The organism is Bacteroides galacturonicus (genome assembly GCF_003096855.1).
Lineage (GTDB): Bacteria > Bacillota > Clostridia > Lachnospirales > Lachnospiraceae > Lachnospira > Lachnospira rogosae.
Map to the genome: position 1 here is coordinate 588103 of NZ_QEOA01000002.1, position 17311 is coordinate 605413.

The 17311-nt window shown below is 32.9% G+C and carries 9 protein-coding genes and 1 CRISPR repeat array; all 9 genes read right to left on the reverse strand.

Annotation, left to right across the window (positions count from 1 at the left end):
• Positions 1 to 24: 24 nt before the first annotated feature.
• Positions 25 to 1695: a formate--tetrahydrofolate ligase gene (locus C7390_RS02725; RefSeq protein WP_055174998.1), complete on the reverse strand. Its 1671-nt coding sequence runs from the start codon at positions 1693 to 1695 to the stop codon at positions 25 to 27.
• Between the two features lie 114 nt (positions 1696 to 1809).
• Entirely contained in the window at positions 1810 to 4524 is a 2715-nt protein-coding gene (locus tag C7390_RS02730; RefSeq protein WP_116443551.1) for an FtsK/SpoIIIE family DNA translocase, read from the reverse strand.
• Positions 4525 to 4658: 134 nt separating this feature from the next.
• Positions 4659 to 5747 (reverse strand): IS200/IS605 family element RNA-guided endonuclease TnpB, encoded by a 1089-nt coding sequence (tnpB, locus tag C7390_RS02735; RefSeq protein ID WP_090139886.1) that lies wholly within the window; start codon positions 5745 to 5747, stop codon positions 4659 to 4661.
• 3 nt (positions 5748 to 5750) lie between these two features.
• Positions 5751 to 5948 (reverse strand): hypothetical protein, encoded by a 198-nt coding sequence (locus C7390_RS02740; protein ID WP_090139889.1) that lies wholly within the window; start codon positions 5946 to 5948, stop codon positions 5751 to 5753.
• A gap of 363 nt (positions 5949 to 6311) precedes the next feature.
• The gene (locus C7390_RS02750) at positions 6312 to 7904 is read right to left on the reverse strand and encodes a phospholipase D family protein (RefSeq protein ID WP_116443552.1); all 1593 of its coding nucleotides are present in this window, start codon (positions 7902 to 7904) and stop codon (positions 6312 to 6314) included.
• A 307-nt stretch (positions 7905 to 8211) separates the two neighbouring features.
• Positions 8212 to 12636: a CRISPR direct-repeat array (repeat unit 30 nt; unit sequence ATTTACATTCCACTATGTATCTATTAAAAC).
• 194 nt (positions 12637 to 12830) lie between these two features.
• On the reverse strand, positions 12831 to 13109 hold the full coding sequence (gene cas2 / locus C7390_RS02755) for a CRISPR-associated endonuclease Cas2 (protein WP_090141404.1): 279 nt from the start codon (positions 13107 to 13109) through the stop codon (positions 12831 to 12833).
• A gap of 138 nt (positions 13110 to 13247) precedes the next feature.
• Positions 13248 to 14240 (reverse strand): type I-B CRISPR-associated endonuclease Cas1b, encoded by a 993-nt coding sequence (cas1b, locus tag C7390_RS02760; RefSeq protein WP_090141403.1) that lies wholly within the window; start codon positions 14238 to 14240, stop codon positions 13248 to 13250.
• A gap of 26 nt (positions 14241 to 14266) precedes the next feature.
• Positions 14267 to 14761, reverse strand: coding sequence for a CRISPR-associated protein Cas4 (cas4, locus tag C7390_RS02765; RefSeq protein ID WP_090141402.1), 495 nt, complete (start codon positions 14759 to 14761; stop codon positions 14267 to 14269).
• A gap of 49 nt (positions 14762 to 14810) precedes the next feature.
• Positions 14811 to 17309, reverse strand: a complete 2499-nt coding sequence (gene cas3 / locus C7390_RS02770; RefSeq protein WP_116443553.1) for a CRISPR-associated helicase Cas3' — start codon at positions 17307 to 17309, stop codon at positions 14811 to 14813.
• Between the last annotated feature and the right edge of the window lie 2 nt (positions 17310 to 17311).

Below are 17311 nucleotides of genomic sequence, written 5' to 3' on the forward strand. Positions count from 1 at the left end.
ACTGCTCCTTTCTTTTCAAGACACCTAGAATAATCCTGTTATCTTCTCATTCTCTTCATCATAATCAATGCCTTCTGCCGCTGGCACTTTAGGAAGTCCTGGCATAGTAAGAACTTTTCCTGTAAGTGCTACAACAAAGCCTGCACCAGCATCAACATACACTTCTCTAATATTAATTGTAAAACCTTCTGGTCTTCCTAACTTAGATGCATCATCAGACAAAGAATACTGTGTCTTAGCCATACATACAGGAAGATTTCCAAAGCCCATCTGTGTAATATGGTCAAGTTCCTTCTTAGCCTTAGAATCATATGTAACACCATCTGCTCCATATATTTCTTTAGCTATTGTCATAATCTTATCCTCTAATGGAAGTTCATCTTCATATAAAGGCTTAAAATTGCTCTTCTTATCAAATGAAGCAAGCACCTTATCTGCAAGTTCTATTCCGCCTGCTCCGCCGTCTGCCCATACATTAGATAATGCAAATTCACAGCCTAATTCTTCACAGTGCTTCTTTATGAATTCATATTCTTCCTCTGTATCTGTCACAAATGAGTTGAGTGTAACAACTACAGGTACACCATACTTGTGAATATTCTCAATATGTTTATCAAGGTTTACTATACCATTCTTTAAAGCTTCCATATCTGGCTTTGATAATTCCTGCTTAGGAACTCCACCATTATATTTTAATGCCTTAACAGTAGCTACAATAACAACTGCATCAGGCTTAAGTCCAGCCTTTCTGCACTTAATATCAAAGAACTTCTCAGCTCCAAGATCTGCACCGAAACCAGCCTCAGTAACAGCAATATCTGCCAGCTTTAAAGCAAGCTTTGTTGCTCTTACAGAATTACATCCGTGTGCAATATTGGCAAATGGTCCACCGTGTACAAGCACAGGTGTATTCTCTAGTGTCTGAATCATATTAGGCTTTATTGCATCTTTTAATAAAGCTGCCATAGCTCCTGTTGCCTTTAAATCCTTGGCTGTAACAGGATCTCCTGCATAATTATATGCAACAATTATCTTGTCAATTCTTTCCTTTAAATCTTTCATATCCTCAGCAAGACAGAGTATAGCCATAATCTCTGAGGCTACTGTAATTATAAAATGATCTTCTCTTGTAACACCATTAGGCTTGTCACCAAGTCCGATTACGATATTCCTAAGAGTTCTATCATTCATATCCATACATCTCTTCCATACAATCCTCTTAGTATCTATTCCAAGAGCATTACCCTGATGTATATGATTATCAAGCATTGCTGCAAGAAGGTTGTTAGCTGATGTTATCGCGTGGAAATCACCAGTAAAATGCAAATTAAGATCTTCCATAGGAACAGCCTGTGCGTATCCGCCGCCGGCAGCTCCTCCCTTTATACCAAAGCAAGGTCCTAATGATGGTTCTCTTAATGCAGCAATTGCACTTATTCCTTTCTGGTTAAGTGCTTCTGTAAGTCCAAGACTTATTGTAGTCTTTCCCTCACCTGCCGGAGTTGGATTGATAGCTGTAATAAGAACAAGCTTTCCATCTTCGTTATTCTCTACTCTGTGGATAAGCTCATCTGATAACTTAGCCTTATACTTTCCATACATTTCAAGTTCGTCTTCTGTTACTCCAACCTTTGCCGCAACATCTTTAATATTCTCTAAATGTGCTTCCTGTGCTATCTGAATATCGCTCTTAATTTCCATAATTTCATCCTTTCCCGCAGCGTAATTATAATGACAGGACTAATGCCCTGACTATGATACTTATGCTACTACATATATCATATATAATCTATTTTGTACATATATTCATTATATATTTTTAATAAATTCTTCAAATTCCTCTGCTGTCATAAGCACCTTCCTTGGCTTAGTGCCAATCTCTGGTCCTACAACACCGGCATCTGCTAACTGGTCCATTATTCGTCCTGCCCTGTTGAAGCCAATCTTAAACTGTCTTTGTAACATTCCAATTGAACCTCTCTCTTTCTCAATAACAAAACGTCCTGCATCTGCAAATAATGAATCTCTGTCATCCTGCTGTTCTGCTGCCTGTCCACCGGCTTTTGAAGCTATGGCAGTCTCCGTTATGCTCTCATCGTAATTAACCTCGCCTGACATATTATCTTTAAGGAACTGAACAACCTTTGACACTTCTTCATCTGACACAAATGCTCCCTGAACTCTGATTGGCTTAGGTATATTAGATGGGAAGTATAACATATCGCCTTTACCTAACAGCTTTTCTGCACCATTCATATCAAGTATAGTTCTTGAATCAACACCCGATGACACGGAAAATGCTATTCTTGATGGTACATTTGCCTTAATAAGTCCGGTTATTACATTAACAGATGGCCGCTGGGTTGCTATAACCATATGGATACCTGCCGCTCTTGCAAGCTGTGCAAGCCTGCATATTGCACCTTCGACCTCTCCCGGTGCTACCATCATAAGATCCGCAAGCTCATCAATAATTATAACTATCTCCGGCAGCTTTTCAACAGGAACTTCTCCTTCTTTGAATTCCATCTTTGCAGCTATGTCATTATAGCCCTTAAGACTACGTGCACCAACACCTGCAAACTTCTTATATCTTGTATCCATCTCATTGACTGCCCAGTTAAGAGCACCTGCCGCCTTCTTAGGCTCTGTCACAACTGGAAGCAGCAAATGTGGTATTCCATTATATATGCTTAACTCAACAACCTTAGGGTCAACCATAATAAGCTTTACTTCATCAGGGCGTGCCTTATATAAAATACTCATTATAATTGTGTTAATACATACTGATTTACCTGAACCAGTAGCTCCTGCAATAAGAAGGTGAGGCATTCTTGCTATATCTGCAACAATGGTCTTTCCTGCTATATCCTTACCTGCCGCAAATGCAATCTTTGACGAAGTATTCTTAAATGTATCAGTTTCTATTAGCTCTCTTAAGAATACACTGCCTGCCTCTTTATTAGGGACTTCTATTCCTATGGCTGATTTACCTGGAATAGGTGCTTCTATTCTTATATCTGCTGCCGCAAGGCTTAACTTAATATCATCTGCTAAAGATACTATCCTGCTTACCTTAACACCAAGCTCAGGCTTTAATTCGTATCTTGTTACTGATGGGCCACAGCTTATATCTGTAATATCAACCTTAACACCAAAGTTCTGCAATGTCTGCTTTAATGTGATTGCTGTATCTTTGTTCTCACGCTCAAGATTAGAAGCTTTCGAATTAGTATTGCGGTTAAGCAGGCTGACTGGCGGGAACTTATACTGCTTAGAACTTTCAGCCGATGAATCAGCTGTATTTTCTGCATATGAATTGACTATATTTTCTGTACCTGAATTTGCTTTATCTTCTATATCTGTATTCGCTGTGCTTTGTATAATTTCACCTAAACCATTATCTTCTGATTTATACATATCATCTGAGCCGTCAGCAGCATTCTTGATGATATTGTCCTCAGCATTGTCCTGATGTGTGCTTATATTTTCCTCTGACGCACTATCCACATGCAGCTCCCATACTGGTTCTCTGCTTATACGAGGCATAGGTGTAATCAGCGGATCGTATATATCATCACTATACATATCATCTTCATTATCCACAGCCTCTATCTCTGTTATATCTATATCTGAACCTTCATTCCTGTTATCGTCATATATTGTAAGGTCATTAGTAACACCCCTGACAACATTATTCATACGTGATTTAGCAGGGGCTTCTTCTCTTGCTTCTTCCTGTAACATTCTTACACGATTGGAATGTTCCTTATATTCTGAATAATCTTTTCTTGCCTCACTTACTATCCTCTCTCCGCCATTACGGATACCTTTGATAAATGATTTCTCTGTAATAACGATTATACAGATAATAGCAAGAATTATAAGTATAACTAAAGAACCTGCCATACCCAGTGGATTTAACATCTTACATAATATTCCTCCAAACAGGCCGCCTCCAGTCTTATACTCTGAACAATATGTAAAATATGTACCAACCGGCTCTTTTATATCCGGCACATTAGTAACTCTCTGCCACAAAGCTGCCGCAATAACCGACAATACATATGCCATAGCTGCTTTAATCTTCATAACTCCGATAATATCTTTATTGGCAAGCATAAACATAATACTTACAGCTATAATCACCGGAACTATATAAGCAGCAATTCCAAATAATCCAAACATAAACCATTTAATTGAACGCCCAACAATTCCTGCCATATTAAAATTACTGAGCAGGAGGATAATTGCACACGCTAAAGCTATTAAAAAAACTATCTCATCCCTTAGCTGGTTATTCATCTGCGATGAATTGCTTCCTGTATTCCTTGAAGATGAGCTTTGGGAACCAGAACCCCTTGCATTAGGGCTTTTCGTGCCATTTCCTTTGTAATTAGAGCTTTTCTTAGTTGTATTGCTATTTCCTGAATATGAAGTTTTACCTGATTTGCTGTTAGACGTCGTCTTTCTTTTGGTACTGCTGGTCTTCTTGCCTGTACTTTTACTTCTGCCTGAAGCCATATATCTAACTCCTCCATATACTACTAGTGAACTACCACTAAGCTAAAGCTTACTGGCTTCTTGCTTCAACGTCCTCGTAACCTACTAACTCCACAAGCGTAACTTCGGGCTGAACCATCCCTAGTTGTATTTTGTTATGCAGAGAGTAGTCTGAGTCCCTCTGCTAATATATTCTGACTTGCATTGAGGTCTCTATCATGTTTTGTCCCACATACAGGACACGACCATATTCTTATTGCAAGATTTTTTACATCTGTATTCTTATATCCACAGCACCCACACAACTGACTGCTCGCATAGAATGTATCGACCTTTATATACTGACGATTGTTCCATTCAGCCTTGTATTCCAATTGTCGTGTTAGTTCATACCATGAACAGTCTGCTATTGATTTTGCAAGGTTGTGATTTTTTATCATATTGGATATTGCCAGATTTTCACTTACTATCACTTGGTTATCGTTGATTAGTTTATGTGAGATTCTATGCAGTTTATCTTTTCTGATATTTGTAATTCTTTCATGGCATCCTGCTATCTTTCGTTTCATTTTATGGAAATTGGCACTGCCTTTTTCCTTATGTGCAAGCTGACGTTGTAATTTTACCAACTGTTTTTCGTATTTCTTTAATGTCTTAGGATTTTCAAACTTATCTCCATTTGATGCGGTACATAAATCTTTAATTCCTAAATCCAGTCCAACCTTATTATCAGTATGTGGAAGTTCGATATGCTCTGTTTCTACAAGTATTGACACATAATACTTTCCACTGGGTACTTGAGAAATCGTAACGCTTTTGATTGTTCCAACAAAACTACGATGCTGTTTTATCCTTACATATCCAATCTTAGGTAACTTTATGCATTTCCCAACAATCGCAACTGAACCTTTCTGATTGTTTGTTGTATAGGCTTTGTGGTTGTTCTTTTTGCTCTTGTATTTAGGAAAACCCACTGATTTATCACGAAAAAAATTGCGATATGCACTCTGTAAATTCATCTGTGCATTGGCAAGTGCTAATGAATCCACTTCTTTCAGCCATGGAAATTCCGATTTATACTTTGCAGGAGTAACAGACAAAGATTTACCTGTTTCCTCGTAACAGGCTATCTTTTCAGCAAGCATGCGATTATATACAAAACGCACACAACCGAAAGTCCTGGCAAAATATTCTCTTTGTTCTTTGTTTGGATATAATCGGAATTTATATGCTTTCTGAACCATAGCTTATCCTTTCTCTGAAAGTTCTTTTTCCAGTTCTAAAATCCGTTCCATCATACCAATGATATATGGTGGGGGAGTACGTCTTTCGTGCTCCCAATCCTGTAATGCTGCTGTAGGTATGCCAATATAATTTATCCATAAGCATACCGCCTTTCTTAATATACTTATATTATAAGGTATTGCCACATAATAGTCGACCATAATTTTACATTTACCCTTGGTTTTCGATATATTCCTTTAGAATTTTTTCACTGACATTTCCAACTGAACATACAAAATATCAATCCATCCAAAAGGTATGTTCTTTCCAAAAGCATTTAGAAAGATAAGTATTATATTTCTTCCAGATATGATAAGTGGTATAGCTTTTCATAGTTCTGTAATAAGTATTTACTATGATTTTTTGATTTCCATTCGCCCATGACAAATCTCCTTTATTTGATTTATCGGTAACGGACGATTGTTTTAGAACAATCTGTCTATGACTGACGCATTCATCCACTCAGCTAAAGCTAACTGGATTTCTGCTAAATTGTTTTAAAGGTGTAAATGCTTTAATATATGCTAAAATAGATATCTTGCCCACAAAGCAAAATTCTTTATGAGCTTCATCTGACGTTCTCTATATGATGATAACTCTACCGGCTTTACGTTATATGGATTATCATAGCTTCCATCTTTATCAGCCTTTCTTGCTACCCTTTCATAGCCCTCCATTGACTGATTCAACTCTCTGTTAATATCCTTGCTATCTATCACAAGCATAAGCTCTGTATCCAGATAAGCACTTCTCATATCTATGTTAAATGAGCCTATAACTGATATGTTATCATCAATCAGTACTGACTTACCATGGTATGAATAACCGCCTTCATATTCCCATACATCAATCCCTGTACCAAGTATCCTGTTCTTATTAACATAATAATCTGCAGAACAAAATGGATTGCCATTGTTAGCAACTGAATTCGTCATAAGTGATACATCACCCACTGTGTCACAAACCGACTTTAGCCCTTCATACATATAATCGTTGCATATAATATAAGGTGTATGCAGCTTAACTCTGCTTTCAGCCTTCTTCATAAGTTCAACAAGCTGATACCATACATATGGTTTCTTTGATGAATATTCTATGGGATTACTCAAAAGTGCTACATTATTCACTTCATAAGCATCTTTAAACATATCCTTATAAACACTTTTCCCAAGACCTTTATAAATACCATTATCTGTATTGTCTTCACAATAGTCTGCATATAATGAATGAAGTTCTTCCCTGGCTGCTGCCACTTTCTTCTTAGCTGCCAGCTTGTTTTTCTTATCTGTGATTCTGGAACTGTCCACCGAATTATTATGTGAATATGTATTCTCTACACAATAATTATATTCATTTTTCTCTGATATTGTAAAATATGTGTCTGTATCCGTAAGCGCATTTACCCCATTGATAAAAGCCTTACTTTCTTTATAATTCCATACTTTCCCAAAATACGAGAGAATATCGTTAACAGAACTATTCTCATCTGGATTCTCGCAATACACCAACGCATCTCTGTCATAATTCTTATATGGCGAGCTGCTTCCTAAAAAATATGAAAATGTGTTTCTTCCACCTATTATATAACTGCTTCTATCAGCTATAAGATACTTATCATGAAGTCTTCCCATAGATTTCCATGGTGCAAACGGATTGACCTTATTATATATCTTAATGCTTGTTCCTTCTCCAGCTGCCAACGCTTCAAAATAAGGATTACCATTCATACGGAGAAATCCAGATACTCCATCAACTATTACATTTACCGATACTCCACGTTCTGAAGCATCTAGAAGCGCACCAAGAATAAGCTTTCCACTATCATCTGCCCTGAAATCAAAGGTTGATAATATAATCTCATCCCTAGCGTTGCTTATCAGCTTAATACGCTCAAGCAGTGCATCTCCATTATCTTCTATAACTTCCGCCATTTCCGGCTCTGTTCTTGTCTTCCATATATTATCAACAGACAGCTCTTCTTTGTCCTCTTCCGTCAATACTGGCTGTTTATGATATGTAATAAGCGCACAACCAACTATGGCAATCACAATAATAAGTAGTATAGCAAGTATTATTAAGAATACTTTTATCACTTTCTTTAATCTATTTATACGCATATACTTTTTCCCTTTTTAATTATATAATCATCTGGAACTATATCTTATTGTATAAGCTGCAAAACGTGCAACATCTTGTATTCTATCAGTATATACTGTTTATTGCAAGATTAGTTGTGATTTCTTTATATATTCTTTATGCGTTTTATTTTTTTATTTTGATGCAATCTCAATGATTCATAGGAACTATTAATTAACCTCGACAGCTAGATAACTACCCAAAAACTTGACATAGGGATTTTATACTCTTTTTACAATCAAAAGAGATTAATTCATGGGTATATATCTTTAATTCATTATCAGAAAAATTTATATTCCACTATGTATCTATTAAAACCTGCGGTGCGCATTACACAATCACAATCACTGACATTTACATTCCACTATGTATCTATTAAAACCTATCTGAATTATAGCTTATATAATCATCACTATTATTTACATTCCACTATGTATCTATTAAAACTGGTCTGTAGAGCTGGGCAGACCAACACTTGAAAAGATTTACATTCCACTATGTATCTATTAAAACGAGGTCAGCACCGGCGGCATATTCAGAGCCATATGTATTTACATTCCACTATGTATCTATTAAAACAAGATAATATTTCAGATTGTTATCTTGTTTCTTCATTTACATTCCACTATGTATCTATTAAAACGAAAAGGAGGTGTAACAGATGTACGAACAGACTTTGATTTACATTCCACTATGTATCTATTAAAACCTGTCTCCGTCAAATATCCAATAAAAACCTTCTGGATTTACATTCCACTATGTATCTATTAAAACATTATGACATATACATATAGACGCCTCTAGCTTAAATTTACATTCCACTATGTATCTATTAAAACTACCTGATGAACCAGACGAACTGCTATCATCCGTATTTACATTCCACTATGTATCTATTAAAACCAGAACACCCGCAGCACAACAACATAGACATAATAAATTTACATTCCACTATGTATCTATTAAAACCCACTCACCAGCCTTAATATCTTTTTCTTGCTTATATTTACATTCCACTATGTATCTATTAAAACGCAACATTTACTGTATTTAAGGGTGACTTTAACAAAATTTACATTCCACTATGTATCTATTAAAACGGATTTGTTAATTCATTATATAATTCAATGATGATAAATTTACATTCCACTATGTATCTATTAAAACTAAGTGTATTTTATTCTTCCACCGTTGCTTTTTGTATTTACATTCCACTATGTATCTATTAAAACGAGCAATATGAGGAAGTGTCTAAAATTCCAAATGTCATTTACATTCCACTATGTATCTATTAAAACAAATTTCTGAAAGTAAAATTAAAACTACTATTGTTACATTTACATTCCACTATGTATCTATTAAAACGCATTAGCCATAGAATTTACTGTCTGATTATCTTTATTTACATTCCACTATGTATCTATTAAAACTACCCCCTCGTATAAGATACTTGCATTATACATTTATATTTACATTCCACTATGTATCTATTAAAACACGCTACTGGTGCTCCCACCAATAGTATTATTGAATTTACATTCCACTATGTATCTATTAAAACTATGAAAATCTTATTTTTCACACTATACCTCCTACATTTACATTCCACTATGTATCTATTAAAACTCCCTGCCATTTCCAAAATCACCAGCTTCTATTCTGTATTTACATTCCACTATGTATCTATTAAAACCATCTCTACCTGTGTTCCTATATCTTCCCCAGACGAATTTACATTCCACTATGTATCTATTAAAACAAAGAAAAATTGTTAGAACTTGCCACATAATGTTATTTACATTCCACTATGTATCTATTAAAACACTTTGTGCAATATAATCGTCCACAGATATACCCTCATTTACATTCCACTATGTATCTATTAAAACATAATAACCCAACAACTATACAGTGTTATAGTGCCAAATTTACATTCCACTATGTATCTATTAAAACATAACTTGTCACAAACAAATAATTGTTCTGCTCTTTATTTACATTCCACTATGTATCTATTAAAACTAAGGTTGTCTGGCATACCAACCGCTTGTCTGACTAAATTTACATTCCACTATGTATCTATTAAAACCCATCTATGCAGTTTGCAATTTCTTTTCCAAAAAGATTTACATTCCACTATGTATCTATTAAAACTTTTATCAATTAGTGTTTGAATATCTGATTTAACAAATTTACATTCCACTATGTATCTATTAAAACAAATTCAATCTGAATTACATTCTGTCTAGGTTTTTCATTTACATTCCACTATGTATCTATTAAAACATCATTTAATAGATTGAACATTGAATAATCATAAAAATTTACATTCCACTATGTATCTATTAAAACCTTCTCAGGAGGAATTTTAGATGCGATTTGTTTATATTTACATTCCACTATGTATCTATTAAAACTACCGACAGAGATACACAAAAATATATATACGTGATTTACATTCCACTATGTATCTATTAAAACGATTGCATAATTTCAAGTTTTGTCGCCTTTTCTTTATTTACATTCCACTATGTATCTATTAAAACGGTAATAGAATTTCTATTACAAGTAGTAATTCATCTATTTACATTCCACTATGTATCTATTAAAACCGATTGTGACACAGCAAATCTCACCATCGTTATATTTACATTCCACTATGTATCTATTAAAACTATTTCCCCAACGATTTGAAATATTAGGGATTAATGTATTTACATTCCACTATGTATCTATTAAAACTTCATAGCCCTATGTAATGCCTTGTCGGTACATATATTTACATTCCACTATGTATCTATTAAAACGTACATTACCGATATACAATGACAGAGTTCTCTTTAATTTACATTCCACTATGTATCTATTAAAACCTTCTGCATTTTCACAGCAGAGTTTCACTTTATCAAGATTTACATTCCACTATGTATCTATTAAAACTAAGTTGCAAAGCTATCTACTGTCATCGGAATTGTATTTACATTCCACTATGTATCTATTAAAACTATGTAGGCTTTGAAAATATAAGTACACACTCCTTCATTTACATTCCACTATGTATCTATTAAAACGCAAGTGTGTCCCAATACTGTCATCAGTGACAAAAATTTACATTCCACTATGTATCTATTAAAACGCTTACAGATATGCAGAGAGAAATGAGAAAAGTTTTATTTACATTCCACTATGTATCTATTAAAACTTCACTCCATACAAGTTCAGCAATAACTTTTCCATTATTTACATTCCACTATGTATCTATTAAAACCGTCTCACCTGAATATACAGCTCTTCCTATTGTGTATTTACATTCCACTATGTATCTATTAAAACTGACATCACTGAACACATCTCGGAATAATTCTAAAGCATTTACATTCCACTATGTATCTATTAAAACGCTTAGATTTTTTTAACACTATGAGTATTTATAAGTAATTTACATTCCACTATGTATCTATTAAAACTCAACCGTGAAATATCTGTCCTGTGCTGTAATAACCATTTACATTCCACTATGTATCTATTAAAACGCATACCATCCTGTTGCATATACACTTGTATCTGTAATTTACATTCCACTATGTATCTATTAAAACAAGAAAAGCCAAGTCTGATTATTCCGGATCTTAAATATTTACATTCCACTATGTATCTATTAAAACTTCTAGCGTATACCTTAGTATTACTACTAAGCAGATTTACATTCCACTATGTATCTATTAAAACATAATCATCCAGCTGCTGAACAGCGTTGTTATACAATTTACATTCCACTATGTATCTATTAAAACCTTAAATATCAATAAACAACAATATCCTAAGCAGAAATTTACATTCCACTATGTATCTATTAAAACCATTCCACGACCAGAATCAACTATGTAAGTAGGATGATTTACATTCCACTATGTATCTATTAAAACCTGGAAGTTTATTAATATTGACTTTCATAGCAATAATTTACATTCCACTATGTATCTATTAAAACGCTCTTGCTGTTACCGGAAATATCTTTTCATCTTCATTTACATTCCACTATGTATCTATTAAAACAAGCAACTTTTACAGTCAAGAGAGCATAGAAGAGCATTTACATTCCACTATGTATCTATTAAAACTAATTACATCACGAATTCTAGCCTGCCTTCACTCAAATTTACATTCCACTATGTATCTATTAAAACCAGTTTATCGCACTCATTCGCTAAATAATTTGTTCATTTACATTCCACTATGTATCTATTAAAACAATGTATAATCTAAGTCACCACATTTTTTTTCTACATTTACATTCCACTATGTATCTATTAAAACATTAAACAACTGTTACAGTTGCCGTTGCGGATTTAGATTTACATTCCACTATGTATCTATTAAAACCAAGGGGATTTCCGTTGTATTCCCAATATGTACCATATTTACATTCCACTATGTATCTATTAAAACGTATTCACCATCAATATCAAATAATCCAATTTTATGATTTACATTCCACTATGTATCTATTAAAACTGTTGTATCAACTGCTCCTGCATTGTTATTTTCTGCATTTACATTCCACTATGTATCTATTAAAACAATTTCGTTATAAGCTTCCCACGGACTTACATAATGATTTACATTCCACTATGTATCTATTAAAACTGCTGTACTTGGGTATTTCTCGACTAACATTACATAATTTACATTCCACTATGTATCTATTAAAACACGTGGTCTTAAATGACATTATTTTGATATCTTAATTTATACCTTTTTGTCGACTCCTATTATTTATATATATTATTATCCTAAAGATTTTATCCAACAATTACAAATATCTGATAAAACCTACATTGTCGACCTTATGGTTATTTTACATCATTATCATTCGACAGACAAGATTGTGCAATACATATATAACTTTATATTATAAAATCTGTTACATTATCCTGTCTACCCCACAACTCTTTATCAACCCACTTCTGCTGTCTACTTTTAAATAAAATAACAGAATCCAGTTCGTTATTAATATATGGAGCTAATTCTTTTTGCATTTTAATTAATTGTACTTTTGATAATTCTCCTTCAAAAACCGAATTCTGTATATGTGTCATATATTTTTTACATATTTTAAATATATGACACCATCTTTTTCTTCCATTTTCATCCTTGCTTACATCATATACTAAAACAATATACATACACTAACCTCATATTTTATTTATATATGTTAAATGTCGTTAATTTCATACATGATACCAGAGTCAAGAGGTCTAAGCCCACATGAGCTTGCTCATAAGTTGGTGAAGAACCTTGGAACCCGATATCCATATATAATATTACCACCATATCCTAAAACCTTCATATTCCTTTTCACCTATTAGATGTTTGATAAGTTTATATGCCTCTAACCTTATCAAATACTGATATGATACCTGTCGTCCAAGCTCTTTATGCATTATTGTCTGTTTCATCTTTTTTTCAAATTCCGAAACAATAAGTTTAGAAGCATCCTTTTTTAAATGTAAATAATTCAATTCTTTTGTGAAACTTTTTTCTGTTATTTGTTTTCTATTAAGTAATGAAAATATCAATCTATCACCAATCAATGGTTTGAATACTTCTGATATATCAAGGCATAACGAATATCTTCTAATACCAGGTTCATGTAAATAACTTATTGTTGGATTCAACTGCGTATGATATATTTCGCTTAATGTTCTTGTATATACTAGTGAATTAACAAATGAAATTAATGAATTAATCATATTATCTGGAGGATGCATTACTCTTTTATCAAATTCTATTTCCTGATTAATAATTACACTCCATGCAGCATAATATTTTTTTCGTATATTTCCCTCAATCCCCATAAGTTCTTGTATAGATTTTACACCTACCAATCCTGTACGCAAAGAATCTATATCCTTCATATAATCTGATACATTTTTATCTCGTCCATTATAATATCGTAAGTTTCTATATATATTATCTGCTGCCGCCTGAATAAACTTTTTAGCTATTAAAAGTCTTTTATCATATTCTGTATAATGCTGCACCTGATTTACTAATAACTGACCTGCAAGATTACTTTCTTTAGGATAAAAACTTCCTGTATAGAAATTATAATAATTAAAAAAATGTATCGGTATTCCATACTGGGATATGTAACTTAAAAATGTCGTATTAAAAGACATTTCTGACATAACATATATATCTGATATACGCTCTATAGGTATATCTCTTTTTTCACCATCATATGATGTAAATCTTAATGTATTATCTTTTCTTTTTAAATCTCCATTATTGTATACATAAAAGCTCTGCTGCATTTTATTCCTCCACTTACTACATAATACTATATAAAACACATATCAAAATAAGCGCATTTTTTACATATCTTGGTTTCATTCAATTCTGGTGGCAGTTTATACTCCTTTATTTTATTAATATCATCAATAATTTTATCAAGTTCCCTGCAATCCTCATCTGTTAGCTCTATCTCTATATTTCTTTTAGCCAAAGGATAGTCAATCTTTCCAGTAAGCCCTTCTACGCCTCTCTTTTTCAAATAATATAGATAGTACTTTAACTGCCATATTCCAGCTTCCTCTATCGCCTTACTCTTTTTCACCTCATGTAATTCTTTCTTCTCACGTATGAAATCAATATTAATAGCATCATCAATATTAATATGCTTGTCATCCCTTGCATAACTATTCTCATCCAGCAATTTACCAAGTTGTACATTTTCATTGCCATCTTCCATTGTAATCTGATGACAAAAATACCACAGTTTTCTTTTACATATAAAATAATAATATATCATTACACCTGTTATTTTATCTTCCATAACTGTAAACCTCATAAATACTACATACTCTTGATATTATTAACAACTATTACATAAATATAGAAGCCTGCGTCTGTTTTTTTATTAATCCACTTCCCGTACATTTATCTATATCAAATTCATAATCCATACTTGCTCTATGTATATTCAATTCTGCTTGCCTTGCTTTGTTTTTCCCATCCCCATTGCCACTTTCCCAAATAACACATTCGTCAACTAATTCTGGCAATTTGTACTTATTATATGTTGGCAACGACAAAGTCATATCCGATATTTTAGATGTAAATATACTTCTAATGTCCTTTTTAATATATTTATCATTAATTATCTTTAAGCAATTGTCTATAAAATCAATATTTTGGTTATATATGTTATCAGGTATTATCGTAACACTATTTATATTGCGGAATTGTCTATCAGCTTCTTGTTTACTATACTCCGCCTCCTTAATCATTTGGAAATTATCTAGAGCCTTCTTTATATTTTGGTAATAAGCAGTATCTACTAATTCCTCTGTACAATACACCCGGTTTATGTATTCATTCTTTTCTCTTTCTGCTAAAGGTCTTCCTGTATAATCTTTCAGTATATTTACTGAGCGATTATATATATCTTTATCATATATATAACTAATGCTTTTTTTCTTATTACTTTTTACATCATCACCATTAAGTATTTCTACCGAATTTCCTTTGCTATTAATTTCTTCTGCAATATATATATGAACATTAGCCTCTATAGGTACATAACGCATATGTCTGTTACACCTTCCTAGACGTTGTAATAAACTATCAACCGTGCTCATTTCTGTATACAATACATCAAAGTCAATATCTAGACTTGCTTCTACAATCTGCGTTGTTATCCATATACCAGTAGACGAATTATCCCTTGAAAATGACATTATATTTTCTTCTAATATTCTTCTATGTTGTTTTATAAAATTTGAATGTAAAAGATGTATTTCTGTTTTCTCTTCATTCATCCAGAAATCGTATATATCACATATTTTTTGGTACAACACCTGAGCACTGCTGATAGTATTACATATTACTAACACTTTTTTATCTCTGGCATCTTCAATAACTTTATCTACATTAATATCTCCATACTCTGCATCAAGCCAATGTCTTACATTTTCTGCCACTGTTGAAAAATCTTTATATTCATAATCTACTGCTTCTATAAGACCATATTCCTCCATTAAACTTCTTAACACTGGTGGAAATGTTGCCGTTATAATTGCAAAATGTCCTCCCATATCTGATACAATTTTCAGACCATATATAATTGCTGCTATAATTTCCGAATCATATGATTGTATTTCATCTATTATAACTTTAGAATATTTAAGTGTTGCTGCAAATATTTCTGTTCCCAATGCTTTGTATACAAACTTAAATATCTGATCAACAGTACACACAGTCAATGGAAAAGAAAGCAGCTTTGCCTTTTGATACATATTATAAGCACTTTCCTCTCCCTTTCTGCTTTCATCTATAAAATGCTGCATACTTCCTGAATGTAATAATGTAACATCACCATAATTATATGTTTTCTTTATTCTGTCATATATAGCATTAGATGAAACCATATATGGCAATGTATAAAAACATTTTTCACCATCAGCCCACAATAAAGCTGCTTCTGTTTTTCCCATTCCTGTTGGTGCTACTACTACTAGATTCTTATTAATATTCTCTTTCATATATAGCTGCATAGAATTAAATTGCATATTATGTGACTTAAAGTAAGAATAAATATTGTTAACTAATATTTTGTTATCAATATCCGAAACCTGTTCTGCTTTATCATAGCCTGAACTAACAGTATAATCGAACTTGTTTAACAGACCTTTGACTAGCGCATATTTTTCCCATACATTATTATCAAGCCTCTTATTAACTGATGTTTCATTATTTCTAAATAAAATTTTATTAACATTGGCTGCTCTTATCTTTTTTTCTTCTCTTTTATAAAAATCAGCCAGATTATCAATATAGTATTTCTTACAGAATTCCTTTATTTGAGCACTTTCCCACTTATCTTCCCTGTCATGATGATGGTAAACAGCAGTTATAAATATCTTAAAATCTTCTACTGTACAATCTGGAACCATATTGCTTAATTCATCCTGAGATATACTTACTGCACTTAAATATCCATGAGGAATTTCATAATCGAAGGTTTCATCTAAATGTAAATCTCTATTACCTATTTTAGTCTGAAATACTATGTTAGCTTTACCAATATCATGTATTCGACATGCTTCAACAACAAGCTTTTTCTCTTTATCCGTAAAATATCCACCATATATTTTAAAAAAATTCTCTGCACATATTACTATATCTTCAAGATGCTGTTTTAACGTAACCTGTCCTTTTTCCGTTATATTTATAAACTCATCAATGGAATTATCAATAGCTGTTTTTTCACTTTGTGTGAGATTATCTTCTACTATTTCTATTGCAGATTTAATCTTTTTAACAATTTCACTTTTCTCATCATCAGATAAACTTTTTGTTGCTGACTTTGCATAATACTCCATAT

Excerpts from the sequence above, each read along its gene's own strand:
- C7390_RS02730 (WP_116443551.1), bottom strand. The coding sequence starts at position 4,524 with ATGGCTTCAGGCAGAAGTAAAAGTACAGGCAAGAAGACCAGCAGTACC.
- tnpB (WP_090139886.1), bottom strand. The coding sequence starts at position 5,747 with ATGGTTCAGAAAGCATATAAATTCCGATTATATCCAAACAAAGAACAA.
- C7390_RS02740 (WP_090139889.1), bottom strand. The coding sequence starts at position 5,948 with ATGGTCGACTATTATGTGGCAATACCTTATAATATAAGTATATTAAGA.
- C7390_RS02750 (WP_116443552.1), bottom strand. The coding sequence starts at position 7,904 with ATGCGTATAAATAGATTAAAGAAAGTGATAAAAGTATTCTTAATAATA.
- cas2 (WP_090141404.1), bottom strand. The coding sequence starts at position 13,109 with ATGTATATTGTTTTAGTATATGATGTAAGCAAGGATGAAAATGGAAGA.
- cas1b (WP_090141403.1), bottom strand. The coding sequence starts at position 14,240 with ATGCAGCAGAGCTTTTATGTATACAATAATGGAGATTTAAAAAGAAAA.
- cas4 (WP_090141402.1), bottom strand. The coding sequence starts at position 14,761 with ATGGAAGATAAAATAACAGGTGTAATGATATATTATTATTTTATATGT.
- cas3 (WP_116443553.1), bottom strand. The coding sequence starts at position 17,309 with ATGGAGTATTATGCAAAGTCAGCAACAAAAAGTTTATCTGATGATGAG.